The 19,195-nt window shown below is 72.4% G+C and carries 15 protein-coding genes and 1 riboswitch; of the genes, 13 read left to right on the top strand and 2 right to left on the bottom strand.

Annotated elements, in window-relative coordinates; translation table 11 throughout:
• The first annotated feature begins 142 nt into the window (after positions 1-142).
• From BDK92_RS39405 to BDK92_RS33735, 9 genes are all read left to right on the top strand, one after another.
• Positions 143-460 carry a hypothetical protein gene (locus tag BDK92_RS39405; RefSeq protein ID WP_170208789.1) on the top strand — a complete coding sequence of 106 codons (318 nt, stop codon included), beginning with the start codon at positions 143-145 and terminating at the stop codon, positions 458-460.
• Positions 461-801: 341 nt separating this feature from the next.
• The gene (locus tag BDK92_RS33770; protein WP_246017401.1) at positions 802-1,707 is read left to right on the top strand and encodes a polyprenyl synthetase family protein; all 906 of its coding nucleotides are present in this window, start codon (positions 802-804) and stop codon (positions 1,705-1,707) included.
• A gap of 8 nt (positions 1,708-1,715) precedes the next feature.
• Positions 1,716-2,747 carry a UbiA family prenyltransferase gene (locus BDK92_RS33765; RefSeq protein WP_121160380.1) on the top strand — a complete coding sequence of 344 codons (1,032 nt, stop codon included), beginning with the start codon at positions 1,716-1,718 and terminating at the stop codon, positions 2,745-2,747.
• Between the two features lie 13 nt (positions 2,748-2,760).
• A complete protein-coding gene (locus BDK92_RS33760; RefSeq protein ID WP_121160379.1) occupies positions 2,761-4,440 on the top strand; it encodes a prenyltransferase/squalene oxidase repeat-containing protein in 1,680 nt (559 codons plus the stop codon).
• The gene (locus BDK92_RS33755; protein ID WP_121160378.1) at positions 4,437-5,720 is read left to right on the top strand and encodes an FAD-dependent oxidoreductase; all 1,284 of its coding nucleotides are present in this window, start codon (positions 4,437-4,439) and stop codon (positions 5,718-5,720) included. Before BDK92_RS33760 ends, BDK92_RS33755 begins: the two co-directional genes overlap by 4 nt.
• Positions 5,717-6,775: a histidinol-phosphate transaminase gene (locus tag BDK92_RS33750; RefSeq protein WP_246017400.1), complete on the top strand. Its 1,059-nt coding sequence runs from the start codon at positions 5,717-5,719 to the stop codon at positions 6,773-6,775. Before BDK92_RS33755 ends, BDK92_RS33750 begins: the two co-directional genes overlap by 4 nt.
• Positions 6,768-8,108 (top strand): glycosyltransferase family 2 protein, encoded by a 1,341-nt coding sequence (locus tag BDK92_RS33745; protein WP_121160377.1) that lies wholly within the window; start codon positions 6,768-6,770, stop codon positions 8,106-8,108. Before BDK92_RS33750 ends, BDK92_RS33745 begins: the two co-directional genes overlap by 8 nt.
• A 37-nt stretch (positions 8,109-8,145) precedes the next feature.
• A complete protein-coding gene (locus tag BDK92_RS33740; protein WP_170208788.1) occupies positions 8,146-9,360 on the top strand; it encodes a nucleotide disphospho-sugar-binding domain-containing protein in 1,215 nt (404 codons plus the stop codon).
• 48 nt (positions 9,361-9,408) lie between these two features.
• Entirely contained in the window at positions 9,409-10,602 is a 1,194-nt protein-coding gene (locus BDK92_RS33735; protein WP_121160376.1) for a cytochrome P450, read from the top strand.
• Between the two features lie 66 nt (positions 10,603-10,668).
• On the opposite strand, the gene cobN is transcribed toward BDK92_RS33735, so the two are convergent.
• Positions 10,669-14,322 (bottom strand): cobaltochelatase subunit CobN, encoded by a 3,654-nt coding sequence (gene cobN / locus BDK92_RS33730; protein ID WP_121160375.1) that lies wholly within the window; start codon positions 14,320-14,322, stop codon positions 10,669-10,671.
• 122 nt (positions 14,323-14,444) lie between these two features.
• Positions 14,445-14,565, bottom strand: a riboswitch (cobalamin riboswitch).
• Between the two features lie 137 nt (positions 14,566-14,702).
• On the opposite strand from cobN, the gene cobG reads away from it, so the two are divergent.
• The 3 genes from cobG to BDK92_RS33715 are packed head-to-tail and all read left to right on the top strand — an operon-like array spanning position 14,703 to position 18,156.
• Positions 14,703-15,971, top strand: a complete 1,269-nt coding sequence (gene cobG, locus BDK92_RS33725; RefSeq protein ID WP_246017399.1) for a precorrin-3B synthase — start codon at positions 14,703-14,705, stop codon at positions 15,969-15,971.
• Positions 15,971-16,594, top strand: a complete 624-nt coding sequence (locus tag BDK92_RS33720; RefSeq protein WP_425462329.1) for a precorrin-8X methylmutase — start codon at positions 15,971-15,973, stop codon at positions 16,592-16,594. Before cobG ends, BDK92_RS33720 begins: the two co-directional genes overlap by 1 nt.
• Positions 16,591-18,156 (top strand): precorrin-2 C(20)-methyltransferase, encoded by a 1,566-nt coding sequence (locus BDK92_RS33715; RefSeq protein ID WP_246017398.1) that lies wholly within the window; start codon positions 16,591-16,593, stop codon positions 18,154-18,156. The genes BDK92_RS33720 and BDK92_RS33715 overlap by 4 nt, the downstream gene beginning before the upstream one ends.
• A 63-nt stretch (positions 18,157-18,219) precedes the next feature.
• On the opposite strand, the gene BDK92_RS33710 is transcribed toward BDK92_RS33715, so the two are convergent.
• Positions 18,220-18,588: a hypothetical protein gene (locus BDK92_RS33710; protein WP_121160372.1), complete on the bottom strand. Its 369-nt coding sequence runs from the start codon at positions 18,586-18,588 to the stop codon at positions 18,220-18,222.
• Between the two features lie 55 nt (positions 18,589-18,643).
• Between BDK92_RS33710 and BDK92_RS33705 the strand changes: the two genes are divergently transcribed.
• Complete coding sequence (locus BDK92_RS33705; protein WP_121160371.1) at positions 18,644-19,153, top strand: NUDIX hydrolase; 510 nt, start codon at positions 18,644-18,646, stop codon at positions 19,151-19,153.
• The last annotated feature ends 42 nt before the right edge of the window (positions 19,154-19,195 follow it).

Below are 19,195 nucleotides of genomic sequence, written 5' to 3'. Positions count from 1 at the left end.
CCGCCCGGACGGCGGGCGACGAGCCCGTCGAGAAGACACGGTCGACCCGGACCGGTTCGGGTCGACCCGTCACGGCAGCCGCGTAGAGGTCGGCCACACCCGCCGCGGCCTGGGAGTATCCGGCGCCGGCCGAGGCGACGTGGTGAACCCGTCGGTGGTGGAGAAACTGCCGCACCGCCCACTCCGACGCCGGCTCGATGATCTGGCCGGGTCACCGTCGTGGTCCACGAACCACAGCCGCCACGCCTCGGTCTCGGCCACGGTCCGGCGCATCGCGTCGGCCATCAGCAGCGGGTCGGCCTGGGCGGCAGCGCCGCAGGCGGAGGCGGAGGCGGAGGATGGCAGCGGATTCACGCTGTTCGAATATCAGCGAATGGCCGGGACATCGGTCCGGATACGTCGATCCGCAGCCCGAACAGGGAAAATTCCGATTCGATCAGAGAGTGTGGATCTTGCCTGATTTCACCCTAGAGGCGATCTTTCAGGAAGGTCGTTCGCAGTTGCCCTGAGCGGCCGTGAATTGAGCGGCGATACCGCCCTTGTGACAGGTTTGACACGAAGATTACACCATCGAGAAACTTCTTTACCCCGCGCGGAGGCGATGGTACGGTCGCCGTAATTCAATTGATCCACAAGAGACACACCCGCGATCCTGCCAGCAAGGACCGTGAGCCCATGACCGCGATTGCCAGAACAGACCCCCGCGACTTCCTGAAAGACCTGACGTCCAGTCGCGCGGCCCGACTCCTACGTGACGCACTCGATCGCAGGTGGCCAGCGACAACAGACACGGCCGACCGGTTGTCGACTATACATCGTTACGCACTGCTGCCGGCGGGAAAACTGATCCGGCCGATATTGATGCTGGAGTCGGCGGCCGCCGTGGGCGGCCGACCCGAGGACATCCTGCCGGCCGCACTCGGCCTGGAGTACCTCCACGTCGCGACCCTGGTGCACGACGACATCATCGACGCCGACGAGATGCGTCGGGGCCGCCCGGCGGTCCCCCTGGTGTACGGCCTGCCGGACGCGATCGTGGCCGGGGACGCCCTCATCTTCACCGCCTTCGAGTCGATCACCGAGTGTCGGGCCACCGGGGTGTCGGACAGTGCGATCGGCACCGCGATCGCCGTACTGGCCCGCGCCGGCACCGATCTGTGTCGGGGACAGGTGCTGGAGGCGCAACTCGTCGGCGACCCCGGCATCGACGTGGACATCTACCTGGAAATGATCCGGCTCAAGACTGGCGCCCTGTTCCGGGCCGTCTGCGAGATCGGCGCCATCCTCGCCGGTGCCGAACCGGCCCACTGCCAACAGTTGGCCAGCTACGGCGAACACCTCGGAGTCGCCTTCCAGATCCGCGACGACCTGCTGGCGTACACCACACCGGCGGTCGTGGCGGGCAAGTCCCCCACCAACGACCTGGCCAACGGCCGCACCACCCTGCCGGTGCTACTGGCGTACCAGGCCGGCAACCGGGCCCAGCGCCGACGCCTGGTCGAGGCACTCAACCACCGGACGGCCGACGCCGACGCCCTCAAGGACTTCCACCGTCTACTGGAAGAGACCGGTGCGCTGGAGCGGGCGCCCGAACACGTGGCCGAACACATCCGGCGGGCACGAAACCAGCTCTCCACACTGGAGTCGTCACCCAGTGTCGCGGTGCTCGCCGGCATCACCCACTGGGCCACCGCGCGGCAATGGTGACAGCAGGCATGACGAAGACCTCCCGGTACGGTCGAAACGCACTCGTCGCACACGTACAGACCTGGCGCCCGTACACCCTCTGGTACGTCGGCCTGCTCGGACTCGCCGGCGCCGGCCTGACCGGCGGAGAACACCAGTGGTGGGCACTGCTGGCCGCCTGGGCCACCCCGACCATCGGCTGGATCGGCGGGCACTACCTCGGCGACTGGTTCGACCGACGGTTGGACGCGATCGGCAAACCACACCGGCCGATCCCCTCGGGTCGACTCCGCCCCGAGACGGCACTCGGCTGCGGCATCGCGTGCTTCGTCGCGGTCGGCGCGCTGACCGTACTCGGGGGTTGGCCCGCCACGCTGGTCGCCCTGCTCGCCGCAGCCGGCATCGTCGCGTACAGCCGGGGCCTGAAGGCCCGCGGCCTGGCCGGCAACCTGATCCGCGGCCTGCTCGGCGCGCTGGCCCTGCTCTACGGCGCGTTGCTGGACCCCGGACCGTACCTGTGGGCACTGCTCCCGTTCGTCGTCGCGATCTGGGCCCACGACACCGCCTCGAACCTGGTCGGGACGCTGCGCGACGTCGACGGTGACCGGGCCGGCGGATACCAGACCATGCCGGTACGCCACGGCTACCGGACCGCGATCTGGACCGCCACCGGCTGCTACGGCCTGACCCTGGTCGCCGCCCTGGTCGGCGGTGCGACCGCGCCGGCCGAAGTGATCCGCCCCGAGGGCCGGGCACCCTATTTCTGGCTGCTCGCCCTGCTGGCCGTGGCCGGGCCGGCGATCTTCGTCAGCCTGCTCGCCCACCGTGGCGACCTACCGGTACGCACCGCGCTGCGCGCCCACGAACTCCTCGTCCTGGAACGGATCGGACTGGCCGGCGCGATGGTCGCCCTCGGCTTCGGGCTCGCCCCCGCCGGGCTGCTGACGGTGGCGATCCTGCTCGTCACCGGGTGGAGCCAGGCCCGGATGCGGGCCGGATACGAACTCGGACCAGCCAGCCACCCGGCGATCACCCTGCCCCACCTACCCGAACACAGCTGAAGGAAGTCGCCCCATGCGCTCGGTCCAGATCGACCAGGTCTCCCGCGCCATCTCCGTCGGCGCAGAGGAACTGTTCCGGCGGCAGCGCCCGGACGGAGCGTTCCGGGACTCGCCCCCCGGGTCGGTCCTGGGCACCGCCGGAGCGATCGCGGCCCTGCACACGGCAGACCCGAGCGGGTCCGGCGCACTGATCAAGACCGGCGCGGACTGGCTCCGGCGACAACAACGCCCGGACGGCGGCTGGGGCGGGGTCACCGGCGCGGAGAGCGCCCTCGTCCCCACCGTCATCGCCACCGCCACCCTGCACCTCGTCGCCCCGGTCGGCAGTGCCGAGGCGGTCGTCGCGGGCCGGCGCCGGCTGGCCGAACTCGGCGGGGTGGCGGTGATCGAGGACCTGGCGGTGACCGCCATGTGCAAGCAGTTCCTGGCCCTGGCCGAACTGCCCGAGGCCGGCGACCTGCGCCGGCTGCCGCTGGAACTGGTCCTCTTCGACAAGGTACGGCGACAGCGGATCTCCTTCCGTACCGCCCCGTTCATCGGCATGGCGCTGCTGCAGACCCGCACCCTGCCGGCCCCGGGACCGCTGCGCCGGCTCACCCGTCGGCTGGCCCAGCCCACGGCGCTACGCCTGCTGGAGGCGATCCACCAGCACGAGGGTCGGACCGGGGTGCTCAGCGAGGACCCGTGGCCGGCGGCCCTGGTCTGCCTGGGGCTGGCCCACGCCGGCCTCGCCCCGCACCTGGTCGCCGCGATCACCCGGTTCCTGCGCGACTCGGTCCGCCCGGACGGGGCCTGGGACGCGGTCTCCAACCTCGACCTGACCCGCTCGGGCTTCGCCGCCACCGGCCTGATCGCCGCCGGATACGCCGACGACCGACGGCTGACCGCGACCCGGGACCTGTTCCACCGTGGGCAGCAGCGCGAACCGTTCACCGTGCTCGGGGTGCCGGCCGGCGGCTGGAGCTACTCCGGCCCGCGTGGCTGGCCGGTCACCCTGGAGTCGGCGGAGATCCTCGCCGCGCTGGCGCGCCTGCCCGGCCACGACACCGACCCGGTGCTCCGCTCCGGGCTGGCCTGGTTGCTCGACCGGCAGGACCAGCGCGGTTCGTGGAGCCTCTGGGTACGCGACACCAAGCTGGCCAACGACGGCCCCTGCCCCGGCATCACCAGCCAGGGCATCATCGCCCTGCGCGAGGCCGGTCACGCCCACGACAGCCCGCCGGTCGCGGCGGCGGCCCGCTGGCTGCTCACCCAGCAACGGCCGGACGGCTCCTTCCACAACCTCTGGTACCGCGACTTCACCACCGGCACGGCGATCGTGCTCGACGCCCTCTGCCACGCCGGTCTGCGCGCCGACCCGGTGGCGGTTCGCGCCAAGGGATGGCTGCTCCGCGCCCAGCGCGCCGACGGCGGGTGGGGTTCGGGTGACGCCGCCGACGACGCCTCGGTCGAGGAGACCGGGTGGGCCCTGTCCGCCCTGCTCGCCGCCGGGGTCCCCGCCGACGACGAGGTGATCCGGCGCGGCGTCGGCTGGCTGGTCGCCGCACAGGAGCCCGACGGCATCTGGCGCCCCAGTCGGATCTGCGCCTACATCCGCAACTACATGTACTACCCGAACGGAGCCATCGCCCAGTCGCTGGCACTGCGGGCGCTCGGCGGTTACCGGGCGGCGGTCGAGGCGGCGGCGCGTTGAGCTACGACGTGGTGGTCTGCGGCGCCGGGGTCGGCGGACTGGCCAGTGCCCGGGCACTCGGCGCCCTGGGCCTGTCCGTGCTGGTGCTGGATCGGCAGGCGGCGCCGGCCGAGGTGGCAAAGGGCGAACTGCTGCAACCGGAGTCGGTCCGGATCCTGGACCGCTGGGGCGTCCTGCCGGCGTTGCGTACCGGCGGGGCGGTGCCGGTGGGCCGCCTGGCGATCCGGGACCCGGCCGGACGGATCCTGCTCGGCCTGGACTACGACGCGCTGCCCGGCGCCTACCGGCAGATCCTCTGCACCGGGTATCCGAACGTACTGCACGCGCTCGCCGGCACGCTCGGCCCGACCGTCGAGGTACGCCGTGGTGTGCTGGTCGAGGAGGCACTGCGCGACCCCAGCGGCCGGGTCACCGGCGTACGCGCGGTCGACGGCGGCGAACCGGTGGAGATCGAAGCGCGGCTCGTGGTCGCCGCCGACGGGCTCTCCTCCCGACTGCGCCGCTCGGCCGGCCTGCCCGGGATACGCCGGGACTACGACCACAAGCTGGTCGCCTTCGACCTGCCCGGGGTGCAGGTCGCCGACGAGGTCAGCGCCTACCGGGCCGCGCACGGCCTACGGCTGGTCTACCCGCTGCCGGGCGACCGGTGCCGGCTCTACGTCCAGATCCAGCGCGACGAACTACGCGGCCTCGGCGCCGACGCGCTCGCCGCCTGGTGCGACCGGGTGCTGACCGGGGTGCCCGCGCTGGCCCCGCTCGCCGACGCGCTCCGGGCACACCTGCGTCAGCGGCAGATCCTCGCGGTCTACCGGCTCCGCGCACCCCGACTGGCCGTACCCGGCCTCGCCCTGGTCGGCGAGGCGGCGCACGCCGTACATCCGATGGCGGCCCAGGGCATGAACAGTTCCCTGGGGGACGCCGAGGCACTGGCCGACCTCCTCGACGCCACCGGTGGCACCGACACCGGCACGGTGGACCGGGTACTGGCCGACTACCACGCGACCCGGCTGCGGCGGCTCGACCACACCGCGACGGTGAGCCACCACGCCGCCCGGATGCTGACCAGCACCACCGGCCTCGCCCGGCTGGTCGGCGGGCGGATGATGCGGCACACCGCCGCGAATCCCCGTCTGCTCGGGCTCACCACCGGCAACCTCGCCGGGGTCAGCCCGCACCGGTTGACCCCCGTCGACCGGCTCTACCAACTCGGACTGCTCGGTGACCGGCGGGCGTACGCCGGCAACGGGCAATCCCCGGCGAACGGTGGTACGACAGCATGACCAGCACAGTGGAGCCGAACCGGGTGGCGGACGGGTCGACCCGGACCGCGCCGGTGGCGGAGCTGGCGATGAACGAGACGCCCTACCCGCCGCTGCCGAGCGTGCTGCGCCTGGTGCGGGAGGGGGCGGAACGGCTCAACCGGTATCCCGACCACAACTCCGGCGCGCTCGTCGCGGCGCTGGCCGCGCGGTTGGGCGTACCGGCGGCGCAGGTGCTGGTCGGCCCCGGATCGGCCGGGCTCAGCCAGCACATCGTGGCGTCGCTCGGGCCGGACCGGCCGGAGGTGGTGTATCCGGCGCTGTCGTTCGAGGGATACCCGCTGATCGTCGCGAACGCCGGGGCCCGCCCGGTGCCGGTCCCGCTCGACGGCTACCGGCACGACCTGCGCGCGATGGCCGACGCGGTCACCGAACAGACCCGGTGTGTGCTGATCTGCAACCCGAACAACCCGACCGGGGCGGTGCTCGGCCGGGCCGAGATCGAGGAGTTCCTGGACCGGATCCCGCCAGAGGTGGTGGTGATCGTCGACGAGGCGTACCGGGAGTTCGTCACCGACCCGGACGTACCCGACGCCCTCGACCTGTATCGCGACCGCGACAACGTCTGCGTGCTACGGACCTTCTCCAAGGCGTACGGCCTGGCCACCCTCCGGGTCGGGTACGCGGTCGCGCCGCCCCGGGTCGCGGCGGCGGCCCGGATGGTCGGCCTCGTCTTCTACCCCGGCGGCCTGGGACAGACGGCGGCGCTGGCCTGCCTGGACGAGGAGGCCGGGGTGGAGTTGGCCGCCCGGCGCGACGAGTTGGTCGTGGCCCGGACCCGGCTGCGTGACGGGCTGCTGGCGGCGGGCCTGCCGGTCGCGCCGAGTGAGGCGAACTTCCTCTGGCTGCCGCTCGGGCCGGCCGCGCTCGAGTTCGCCGACCGGTGCCGGCGCGCCGGCATCCTGGTCCGCCCCTACCCCGAGCAGGGGGTACGGATCACCGTCGGTACGGCGGAGGCGAACGAACGGGTGCTGACGGTGGCCCGCGACACCGGCCGGCAGGTGTCCGGTGAGTGACCACGGTGGTACGGCCGCACCGCTCCCGCTGAGCGTGGTGATCCCCGTGCTCAACCACGGCCACCTGCTCGATCTCACCCTCGACGGGTTCACCCGGCAGACGCTGCCGGCCGACCGGTTCGAGGTGATCGTCGTCGACGACGGCTCGACACCTTCACTGGAAACGGTGGTCTCCGCGTACGCGGGCCGCCTCCCCCTGACCTATCTGCGCAACGAGCGCAACGGCGGCCGTTCCGTCGCCCGCAACCGTGGCATCCGAGCGGCCCGGGGCGAGGTGGTCGTCTTCGTCGACGCCGACCACTGCCCCCACCCCGACCTGCTCCGCCGGCACCTGGACTTCCACACCGGACGATCACTGCGGCCCGGTGTGCTGCTGGGGCGCAGCCTGATGGTCGACTGGGCCGCGATCGGGGCGCTGCGGGCGGGCCGGACCCCGACCGAGACGATGCTCGGCGACTACCGCGAGGATGTCCGCGACTATCTGTTCGCGGCCGAGAATCACCGCCGGGACTTCCCGCGCGCGCCCTGGCTGTACGGGCACACCAACAACGCCTCGGTGGACCGGGCCACCCTGGAGGCGATCGGCGGCTTCGACGAGGCGCTGGTGACCTGGGGCGGCGAGGACAACGAACTGTTCTACCGGATCTTCCACCAGTACGGCCGGGCCGCGGACACCTTCGCCATCGGCACCGACGCGATCTGCTACGCGGTTCCCCACCTGCGGGCGTGGCCGGTGCTGATGGCACAGCTCGCCGAGAACTACCGCACGATCGCGGCCAAACACCCCCGGTACGACATGGAACTGCTGGGCTACCCCGGCAACTGGGCCACCCTGGTCCGACGGATCGCCTGGTTCGAGGATGCCCTGGACGTCTGCCGGGAACGTGGTCTCGGCCGGGTGACCGACCTACCGTCGACACTGCTGGACCGCCTCGACGGCGGCGACAGCCTGCTGGTCGGCTTCGGGGCGAGCAAGCTGCGACTCGGCCCGGACGCGGTGACCTTCGACTACGACGCCCCGCTGGGCGAGCGGAACCCGCACCTGATGGGCCTGATGACCCCGTACGCCGAGCGCCGGTTCGACCGGGTGGTCAACGTCGACCTGTGGCGCTTCTTCAACCCGGAGGACCTCGGCGGGTACCTGCTGGAGTCGCTGCGGGTGGCCGGACGGGTGGAGCTGGTCCGGACCGAGGACCGGATCAGGGCTGACGAACTGCTGCCGCTGCCCTTCGTCGACGATCTGGAGTTCCTCCGGTCCACGGTCGAGCCGTACTTCCCGGTCGAGATCACCACGGTCGACGGCGTCACCGTACTGGCCATGGGCGGGGCCTGATGGGGCGACCAACGCGTGTCGAGGGCCCGGACCGGCGGTGCCCGTGCGGGTGCTGATCGCCACCTGGGGCTGGCGGTCGCACTTCTTTCCGCTGGTCCCGCTCGGCTGGGCGTTGCAGGCCGCCGGTCACCAGGTGCGGGTCGCCGCCCGGCCGGGGCTGGTCGACGCGGTCACCTCGGCCGGGCTGACCGCCGTACCGGTCGGGGTGGATCTCGATTTCGCGACGGTGTTCAGCGGTCAGATCGGCCCGGTGGCCGCCCGCCTCCCCGAGCACGCGGTGACGGCGCCCGGCAACCGGATGAAACCGGAGATCACCCCGGACGGCGGGGTGGTCCGGTACGCCGACGCGATGCTCGACGACCTGGTCGCCTTCGGCCGCGCGTTCCGACCCGACCTGGTCGTGTACGAGCCGTTCAACCTGGCCGGCGCGATCACCGCCGCCGCGCTCGGCGTGCCCGGTGTGCGTCACCTGTGGGGGCCGGACTCCGGCACCGAACTCGACCTCGACCTCGAGACGGTGGTCGGCCCGCTCGCCGCCCGGGTGGGCGTACCGACCGACCAGGTCGATCTCGACGGCACGCTGACCATCGACCCGTGCCCGGCACCGATGCGGGTGCCGGTCGCCGTACCCACCGAACCGACCCGGTTCGTGCCGTACAACGGGGTCTCGGTGCTGCCGGACTGGCTGTGGCGCGACGACGCTTCCGGGAGGCCGGCCCGGATCTGTGTCACCTGGGGAACCATGATGGCGGGCGCGGAACTGACCGGGTTCGTCGGTGCGCCGCAGGTGGTGGCGGCACTCGCCGCGCTCGACCTGGAGGTGGTGGTCGCGCTCGACGCCGGGCAACGTGACCAGCTCGGCGAGCCGCCGCCGAACGTACGGCTGGCGGCGGCGCCGCTGGCCCTGCACCTGGTGCTGCCGACCTGCCGGGCGCTGGTGCACCAGGGCGGCGCCGGCACCACCATGACCGCCGCCGCGCTCGGCGTGCCGCAACTCGTGCTCCCCCAGGTCAGCGACCAGCATTTCAACGCGGCGCGACTCGCCGCGACCGGTGCCGGCGGCTACCTGGACGGACCGGCGGTGGACGGGTCGGCGATCCGGGACCGACTCACCGACCTGCTGCACCACCGGAGGTGGACGGACGCGGCGCACCGGTTGCGTGACGCCATCCGGGCCCGCCCCGCACCGGCCGATCTGGTCCCGGCGCTGGCCCGGCTGGCCGCCCGGGGACGGGTCGGCGCACCGCCCTGAGCTGCCCGCAGTCTCCCTATCCGCTACCGACTCCCAGGGCAGGTACCGATGACCGAAGCGCAGACCCCGCTCCCGTACCCGTTCGCCGCACCGCCGACGATCTTCCACCCCTCGCCGCAGCTCGCCGAGTTGCGCGAACACCGCCCGGTCACGCCGGTGACCATGCCCGACGGCAGCCCGGCCTGGTTGGTGAGCCGGTACGCCGACGTGCGCCGGGTGCTCACCGATGCCCGGTTCAGTCGGGCCGCCGCCGTCGGGCCCGGTGGGCCGCCGAAGGAACTCGGCGTGCTGGAGACCGAATCGTTGATCGGGATGGACCCGCCGGACCACACCCGGATGCGTCGGCTGGTCGCCCGCGCGTTCACTCCGCGTCGGGTCGAGCAGCTACGACCGTGGGTGACGAAGCTCGTCGACGAACTGCTCGACGACGTCGAGGCCCGGCCCCGGCCGGTCGACCTCGCGCGGCACTTCTCGACGCCGTTCCCGATCGCGGTGATCAGCGAACTGCTCGGCGTACCGGACCACCTGCGGTATCTCTGCAAGACCTGGTCGGACACGATGATGGGTGACTGGAGCCGGGACCCGGAGGGAACCCAGGCGGCGTTCGACAGCTTCGCGTCGATGATCGACGCCAAGCGCGCCGAACCGGGCGACGACCTGATCACCGCGCTGATCAGCGCCAGCGACGACGAGGACAAGCTCACCGAGCGGGAACTCGTCTCGGTCTGCGTCGGCGTCCTGATCGGCGGGCACGAGACCACCACCAACCAGATCAACATGTTCCTGCTGACCCTGCTGCACCACCCCGAGGAGTTCGACCGGCTCCGCGCCGACCTGGACACGATCCCGGCCGCGGTCGAGGAGCTGACCCGTTTCATCCAGCTCGGCGAGACCGGCGTGATGCTGCCCCGGGTCACCACCGAGGAGGTGGAGCTGAGCGGGGTGACGTTGCCGGCCGGGTCGGCGGTGCTACCGGCGTTCGTCGCGGCCAACCGCGACCCGGCCGCCTTCGCCGCGCCGGACCGGCTCGACCTGTCCCGCCCGGAGAACCCGCATCTCGGCTTCGGCGCGGGCATCCACCACTGCCTCGGCGCGCAGCTCGCCCGGATGGAGCTCCAGGAGGCGCTGCGCGGACTGCTCCGGCGTCTGCCGAACGTGCGGGTCGCGGTGCCCGCCGACGAACTCCGCTTCCGTCAGGGCATGGCCGTACGCACTCTCGAATCCCTCCCCGTCACCTGGTGACGGTGTAAGGAAGGGCCCCTTGTTATCGCCTGGCGATAACAAGGGGCCCTTCCTTCGGGAGGTGGGCTACTCGGAGCCGTCGTCCTCGAGGTCGCCCTCGGTCTGGACGTACAGTTCGCGCAGCGCGTCGAGGGTGGCCTGCTCCGGGTGCTCCCAGAGCTGCCGGTCGGCCGCCTCCAGCAACCGCTCGGTGATGCCGTGCAACGCCCACGGGTTCGACTCGGTGAGGAACTTCTGGTTCTCCGGGTCGAGGACGTACGTCTCGGCCAGTTTCTCGTACATCCAGTCGGCGACGACGCCGGCGGTGGCGTCGTAGCCGAACAGGTAGTCGACCGTCGCGGCTAGTTCGAACGCGCCCTTGTAGCCGTGCCGGCGCATCGCGGCGAGCCAGCGCGGGTTCACCACCCGGGCGCGGAAGATCCGGGCCGTCTCCTCGCTCAACGTACGGGTACGCACCGCGTCCGGCCGGGTGCTGTCCCCGATGTACGCCGCCGGTGCCTTACCGGTGAGCGCGCGCACCGTGGCGATCATGCCGCCGTGGTACTGGAAGTAGTCGTCGGAGTCGGCGATGTCGTGTTCCCGGGTGTCGGTGTTCTTCACCGCGACCGCGATCCGCTTGTACGCCGTCTCCATGTCGGTACGCGCCGCGACCCCGTCCACGCCACGGCCGTACGCGTACCCGCCCCAGACCGCGTACACCTCGGCCAGGTCTGCGTCGTCACGCCAGTTCCGGCTGTCGATCAGCGGCAGCAGCCCGGCCCCGTACGCACCGGGCTTCGAGCCGAAGATCCGCATCGTGGAGCGCCGCTCGTCACCGTGCTCCGCCTGGTCGGCCAGGGCGTGCGCCCGTACGTAGTTCGACTCGGCCGGCTCGTCCAGTGCGGCGACCAGCCGTACGGCGTCGTCGAGCAGGGCCACCACGTGCGGGAACGCGTCCCGGAAGAAGCCGCTGATCCGCATCGTCACGTCGATCCGGGGCCGGCCCAGTTCGGCCAGGTCGACCGGTTCCAGCCCGGTGACCCGACGGGACGCCTCGTCCCAGCGGGGCCGTACGCCGAGCAGCGCGAGCACCTCGGCGATGTCGTCACCGGCGGTACGCATGGCGCTGGTGCCCCACATGGAGAGCCCGACCGAACGCGGCCACTCGCCGGTGTCGGCCCGGTAGCGGGCCAGCAACGAGTCCGCCATCGCCTGCCCGGTCTCCCAGGCCAGCCGGCTCGGCACCGCCTTCGGGTCGACGGAGTAGAAGTTGCGGCCGGTGGGCAGGACGTTGACCAGGCCGCGTAGCGGCGACCCGCTCGGGCCGGCGGGCACGTAGCCGCCGTCGAGCGCGTGCAGCACGGCGGTGAGTTCGTCGGTGGTCCGGGCCAGCCGGGGCACGATCTCGGTGGCGGCGAACTCCAACACCCGGGTCACCTGCGCGTGGTCGACCGCCGGGTCGCCGGCCGCCGCTACCTGACCGGTCTCCGGGGCACCGAGGACGGCCGCGCACACCTCGGCCGCCACCCCGGGCGCCCAGTCCTGTTCCTCCATCGCCAGTACCAGCGCGCGGGCGGTCTCCTCGATCCGGTCCACCTCGCCGCGGGCGGCGCTGCCGTCCTCGATGAGGCCGAGGGCCTCACGCAGACCGGGTAGCGCGGCGACCTGTCCGGCCCACATCTGCCGGGCCCGGAGCATGGCCAGCACCAGGTCGACCCGGTTCTGCCCACTCGGCGCCACCCCGAGCACGTGCAGCCCGTCGCGGATCTGCACGTCCTTGATCTCGCAGAGCCAGCCGTCGACGTGCAGGATGAACTCGTCGAACTCGGCGTCGTGCGGCCGGTCTTCGAGGCCGAGGTCGTGGTCGAGCTTGGCGGCCTGGATCAGGGTCCAGATCTGGGCCCGGATCGCCGGCAGTTTCGCCGGGTCCAGGGCGGCGATGTTGGAGTGCTCGTCGAGAAGCTGCTCCAGTCGGGCGATGTCGCCGTAGCTGTCGGCGCGGGCCATCGGCGGGATCAGGTGGTCGACCAGGGTGGCGTGCGCGCGCCGCTTCGCCTGGGTGCCCTCGCCGGGGTCGTTGACCAGGAACGGGTAGATCAGGGGCAGGTCGCCGAGGGCGGCGTCGGGTCCGCAGGCGGCCGACATGCCGAGCGTCTTGCCGGGCAGCCACTCCAGGTTGCCGTGCTTGCCGACGTGCACCACCGCGTGCGCGCCGAACTCGTCGGCCAGCCACCGGTACGCGGCCAGGTAGTGGTGGCTCGGCGGCAGGTCCGGGTCGTGGTAGATGGCGACCGGGTTCTCGCCGAAGCCGCGCGGCGGCTGGACCATCACGACCGTGTTGCCGGACCGGAGCGCCGCGAGCACGATCTCACCGTCGGGGTCGCGGGAGGTGTCGACGAAGAGTTCACCCGGGGGCGGGCCCCAGTGCCGTTCCATCTCCTCGCGCAACTCGGCCGGGAGGGTGGCGTACCAGGCCCGGTAGCGGCGGGCCGGGATCCGGATCGGGTTGCCTTCGAGCTGTTCCTCGGTGAGCCAGTCGAGGTCCTGTCCACCGGCGGCGATCAGCCCGTGCACCAGGGCGTCGCCGTCACCGGCGCTGACGCCGGGGAAGGCGTCCGGGCCGTCGGCGGGGCCGATGTCGTACCCCTGCTCGCGCATCGCGGTGAGCAGCCGGACCACACTGGCCGGGGTGTCGAGGCCGACGGCGTTGCCGATCCGGGCGTGCTTGGTCGGGTACGCCGACAGCATCAGCACGATCCGGCGCTGCTCCGGTGGGGTGTGCCGGAGCACACCGTGCCGGACCGCGATGCCCGCGACCCGGGCGGAACGCTCCGGGTCCGCGACATAGACGGTGAGCCCGTCGGCGTCGATCTCCTTGAAGGAGAACGGCACGGTGATGATCCGGCCGTCGAACTCGGGGATGGCGACCTGGGTGGCGGTGTCGAGCGGGGAGAGGCCGTCGTCGTTGTCGGCCCAGACGGCACGGCTGCTGGTCAGGCAGAGCCCCTGCAGGATCGGCACGTCGAGGGCGGCGAGCGCGCCCACGTCCCAGGCCTCGTCGTCGCCACCGGCACCGACCTCGGCCGGACGGGTGCCGCCAGCGGCGAGCACGGTCACGACCAGCGCGTCCGCCTCGCCGAGGGTTTCCAGCAGGGCGGGCGCGGGGCTGCGCAGCGAGGCGCAGTAGACCGGCAGCGGCCGGCCGCCGGCGTCCTCGATGGCGGTGCAGAGCGTCTCGACGAAGGCGGTGTTGCCGGCAACGTGGTGGGCCCGGTAGTAGAGCACCGCGATCACCGGGCCGTCGGTCTGGCGGGACTCGCGCTCCAGCCGCCCCCACTCCGGCGTCGCGACCGGCGGGGCGAAGCCGTAGCCGGTGAGCAGGATCGTGTCGGAGAGGAACCGGTGCAGCTCGGTGAGGTTGGCCGGGCCCCCGTGCGCGAGGTAGGTGTGCGCTTCCGCGGCCACCCCGGCGGGCACGGTCGAGCGGCGCATCAGCTCCGCGTCGGGTGCCTGCTCACCGCCGAGGAGTACGACCGGCAGCGTCCCGGCGAGGAGCGCGTCGAGCCCTTCCTCCCAGGCCCGGTAGCCGCCGAGGATGCGTACGACCACCAGGTCGACGCCGTCGAGCAGGGCTGGCAGCTCCTCGACCGAGGTACGGGCCGGGTTGGCGAGCCGGAAGTCGGCGCCACTGGCCCGGGCGCTGAGCAGGTCGGTGTCCGAGGTGGAGAGGAGCAGGATCATCGGGCACCGCGCAGGGCGTGGCGTGACATGGTGGTTCCTCCCTCGGGGTCCGCGCCCCGGGTTTGTCGGTTGCGGCCGGGCGCGGGCCCCTCGGGTCCGTTCCCTGCCGCGCGGTGACCTGGAGTCTCCTGGCTCCCGGATCGTCGCTCGCCCCGGTCTTCCCGCCCGTGTGGGCCGTGACCATGTCGGGGTCCGCTCCCCGGTAACAGTGGCGGGACCGCGCCGGGATCACACCGGCTTCCTCCACCTGTCGCCGCGTTTCAGCGGCTCCCACTCTCACGAGTCGGACCCCGGTTCGTCAAGCCATGCCCGACCGGGGTGCTGGTGCGGCGGCCGGCGTGCCGGTCGGCTGGGCCTGCCCAGGCCGTAGTATCCGCCGGGTGTGGTCACCACGAGGGCGGTCGGCGCCGGACGCCTGTCCGGGGGCGCTGCGCGTACATGTCGCCGCTGACGGCAACCTGGCCCGGGTCCGGGTGCCCGGTGGGCGGCTGCACGCCGATCAACTGGCCGCGCTGGCTGCCGCCGCGTCCGAACTGGGCGATGGCGGGCTGGAGCTGACCTCGCGTGGCAATGTCCAGCTCCGGGGTCTGCCGGCGGGCGCGGAGCGGGAACTGGCCGCCCGGCTCTGGGCCGCGGGTCTGTTGCCGTCGGAGACCCACGAGCGCGTACGCAACGTCATCGCTTCCACACTCAGCGGCAGAGCCGAGGGTGGACGGTTCGATCTCCGTACCCTGGTGGACGAGCTTGACCAGGGGTTGTGTGCCGATCCGGCGCTCGCCGAACTCCCCGGCCGGTTCCTGTTCACGGTCGACGACGGCCGTGGTGACGTGACCGGTTTCGGTGCGGACGTGGGCCTGTTCGCCGTGGCGTCGGACACCCTCGCGGTGCTGCTGGGCGGCACCGACACGGGCGTACGGCTGCCTCCGGCGGCCGGTGCGGGCACCGCCCTGCGGGCCGCGCGCGCCTTCCTCGCCGAGTACACGGCGCAGGGCGGCACCGCCTGGCGGCTGACCGAACTCGACGACGGCGTACCGCGGGTGGCGCACCGGCTGCGTAGCGCACTCGACCCGGCGTTTGTCGGATCACCTGGTGGTCTCGCCGACGCGCCCGCACCGACGCGGCCACCGGTCGGGCGGATCGCCCAGATCGACGGGCGGCTGGCGCTGGCCCTGATGGTGCCGCTCGGCCGGCTCACCCTGGCGCAGGTCGACGTCCTCGAGGCGGCGGCACGGGCCGGCGCCCACGAGATCAACATCACTCCGTGGCGCACCGTCGTCGTACCCGATCTCGGCACCGGCGAGGCTGAGCGCCGGCTGGCCGCGCTCACGGGCGAGGGACTGGTGGCCGACACCTCCGCCGGTTGGGTCGGGGTGACCGGGTGCACCGGGCGCCCTGGCTGCGCGAAGGCGCTCGCCGACGTACGGGCCGACGCGAACCGGGTGCATCCGGTGGCGGCACCGGGTCCGGCGGGCCTGCCGGTGCACTGGGTGGGTTGCGAACGGCGCTGCGGCCGGCCGGTGGACCGGCATGTCGAGGTACTGGCGACCGTTGACGGATACCAGGTCAGCCTGGACGGTCGGCCGCGCTCGCGGTCGGCGACGCTGGACGAGACCGCTGCCGCGATCGCGGCGGCACGGAGGGGTACGTGATCGACTACGTCCGCGACGGCGCGGAGATCTACCGCCGGTCGTTCGCCACGATCCGCGCCGAGGCGGACCTGTCGGGCCTGCCCGCCGATGTCGCCACGGTGGTCGTACGCATGATCCACGCCTGCGGCATGGTCGACCTGCCGTCGGATGTCGGCTACTCCCCCGACGTGGTCTCCGCCGCGCGGGCGGCGCTCCGGGCGGGTGCGCCGATCCTCTGCGACGCCGAGATGGTCGCCTCCGGGGTCACCCGCAGCCGACTGCCCGCCGACAACGAGGTGATCTGCACCCTGCGCGACCCCCGGGTACCGGCCCTGGCGGCCGAACTCGACACCACCCGCAGCGCCGCCGCCCTCGAACTCTGGGGTGACCGCCTCGAGGGTGCCGTGGTCGCCGTCGGCAACGCGCCGACCGCCCTGTTCCGACTGCTGGAGCTGATCGACGCGGGTGCCGGACGACCGGCCGCCGTGCTCGGCATCCCGGTGGGGTTCATCGGCGCGGCCGAGTCCAAGCAGGCGCTCGCCGAACATCCGGGCGGACCGGAGTACCTGGTCGTGCACGGGCGGCGCGGTGGCAGCGCGATGACCGCGGCGGCGATCAACGCCATCGCCAACGAGAAAGAGTGACCAGGGTGGACAGCGGCACGCCGGTGGGGCGGCTCTACGGGGTGGGACTCGGGCCGGGCGACCCGGAACTGGTGACGGTGAAGGCCGCCCGGCTGGTTGAGCGGGCGGACGTGGTCGCCTACCACAGCGCGCGGCACGGACGCAGCGTCGCCCGGATGATCGCCGAGCCGTACCTGCGGGACGGGCAGATCGAGGAGGCGCTGACCTACCCGGTCACCACGGAGAAGCCGGAACACCCGGGTGGTTACCGCGCGGAGATCGAGGAGTTCTACGCCGACTGCGCTGCCCGGCTCGCCGCGCACCTGGACGCGGGGCGGGACGTGGTGGTCCTCTGCGAGGGCGACCCGTTCTTCTACGGCTCGTACATGCACATGCACAAGCGGCTCGCCGGACGTTACCCGACCGAGGTGGTACCGGGCGTGACCTCGGTGAGCGCCGCCGCGGCCGTACTCGGGCGTCCGCTGGTCGAGCGGGACGAGACACTGACCATTCTGCCCGGCACCCTGCCGACCGAGGTGCTGGCGGAGCGGCTGGCGGCAACGGATTCGGCCGCGATCATGAAGCTGGGCCGTACCTTCGGCAACGTCCGCGCCGCACTCGCCGAGGCGGGCCGGCTGGACGAGGCCTGGTACGTCGAACGCGCCACCACCGACCAGCAGCGCTCGGCCAAACTGGACGAGGTCGACCCCGAGACGGTGCCGTACTTCTCCCTGGCCCTGCTGCCGAGCCGGGTGCACGAACGTACCCGGGCCGAACTGGCCGGCCAGGCGGCGCCGGTGACCGTCGCCGAGCCGGTTCCGGTCGAGCCGGCGGGCCTCGGCGAGGTGGTGGTGGTCGGACTCGGACCGGCCGGGCGGGAGTGGCTGACCCCGCAGGCACGGGCCGCGCTCGACACCGCCGACGACCTGGTGGGGTACGGGCCGTACCTGGACCGGGTGCCGGCCAACCCGCGCCAGCGACGGCACGCCTCGGACAACCGGGTGGAGGCGGAACGGGCCGAGTTCGCCCTCGACCTGGCCCGACGCGGTCGCCGGGTCGCGGTGGTCTCCTCGGGTGACCCGGGCGTCTTCGCGATGGCCGCCGCCGTACTGGAGGTCGCTTCCGAGCCGAAGTGGACCGAGATCCCGGTACGGGTGCTGCCAGGGCTGACCGCCGCGCAGGCGGTGGCGAGCCGGGTCGGTGCCCCACTCGGGCACGACTACTGTGTGCTGTCGCTCTCCGACCGGCTCAAGCCGTGGGAGGTCATCACCAAGCGGCTGGCCGCGGCGGCGAGCGCCGACCTGGTGATCGCGATCTACAACCCGGGCTCCAAGAGCCGGGTCTGGCAGGTGGCGGCGGCCAAGGAACTGCTGCTGCAACACCGGTCCCCGGAGACCCCGGTGGTGCTCGGCCGTGATGTCGGCGGTTCCGGCGAGCGGGTACGGGTGGTCCGGCTCGCCGATCTCGACCCGGCCGAGGTCGACATGCGTACGCTGCTGCTCGTCGGCTCCTCCACCACGCAGGTGGTCTCCCGGGGCGGCGCCGGCCCGGTGGTCTTCACACCTCGGCGCTACCCGGCCTGACGTCCTGAACGCTGATCGGTCGGGACGCCCGGTTCACCGCCCCGACCGATCAGCGGCGAACATTCAGGACACCAGCGCCGCGTCGGCGGCCCGCACCTGCTTGTGGAACCGCCAGTGCACGTACAGCTTCTCCTCGCCGATCCTGGTCTTGGCCCAGATACCCCTGACCGGCCCGATCCGGGTGTCGCGGGGCAGCCGGGCGAGCACCTTCGTCGGCGTCGTGTAGGTGAGCCCGCCGGCCTCCATCACCACCACCGCGTCGCCGGTCACCGCGACGATCCGAAACCTCACCAGGGCGAGTGCGATGAGCACGCCCATGCCGCTGCCGAGCCACGGGGTGATTCCGCCCTGGGCCGGAAACACCTCCTGCAGGACTTCCCCAGGTTCGAGAAACGGTACGACCCGTGCGGCGAGCACGTCACCAAGTGCCATATCCATTGCCTTCTTTTCAAGATCCAATTGGGTTAGCAGCGTATAACCTGAAGCGGTGACGGACCAGGAGACGACATACCGGCGGCGCGCGGCGCGGGTCCTGCTGCTCGACGGGGCCGGCCGGATCCTGCTCCTGCGGTTCCTGCGGGACCCCGGCGATCCCGCTCTCGGCCACTCCTGGTGCACGCCCGGCGGCGGGGTGGACGAGGGCCAGTCACTGGCACAGGCCGCGGCCCGGGAACTCCGCGAGGAGGTCGGACTGGTCGTCGACCCCGACGACCTCGGTGACCCGGTCGCCTACACCAGCGGGTACGCCGACCTCGGCTGGGCCGAGGGCAACTTCCGCGACGACTTCTTCCGGCTTCAGGTCCAGACGTACGAGGTGGACACGAGCGGGATGGCGGGTTACGAGGTCACCGCCCACACCGGACACCGGTGGTGGCTGGTGGACGAGTTGGCGGCGACCGACGACCTCGTCCACCCGCTCGGGCTCGCCGCGCTCCTGACCGACCTGCTGGCCGAGCCACGTCCGCCCGTACCGCACCAACTCCGCTGGCACCACTGAACCGCACGGAGCGCCATGACACCTCCCGTGAGTTGAAACAGA

The sequence above is a fragment of the Micromonospora pisi genome, assembly GCF_003633685.1.
Classification (GTDB): Bacteria; Actinomycetota; Actinomycetes; order Mycobacteriales; family Micromonosporaceae; genus Micromonospora_G; species Micromonospora_G pisi.
The sequence above is the reverse complement of the archived record's forward strand: the minus strand, read 5'-3'. Positions and strand labels throughout refer to the sequence as shown.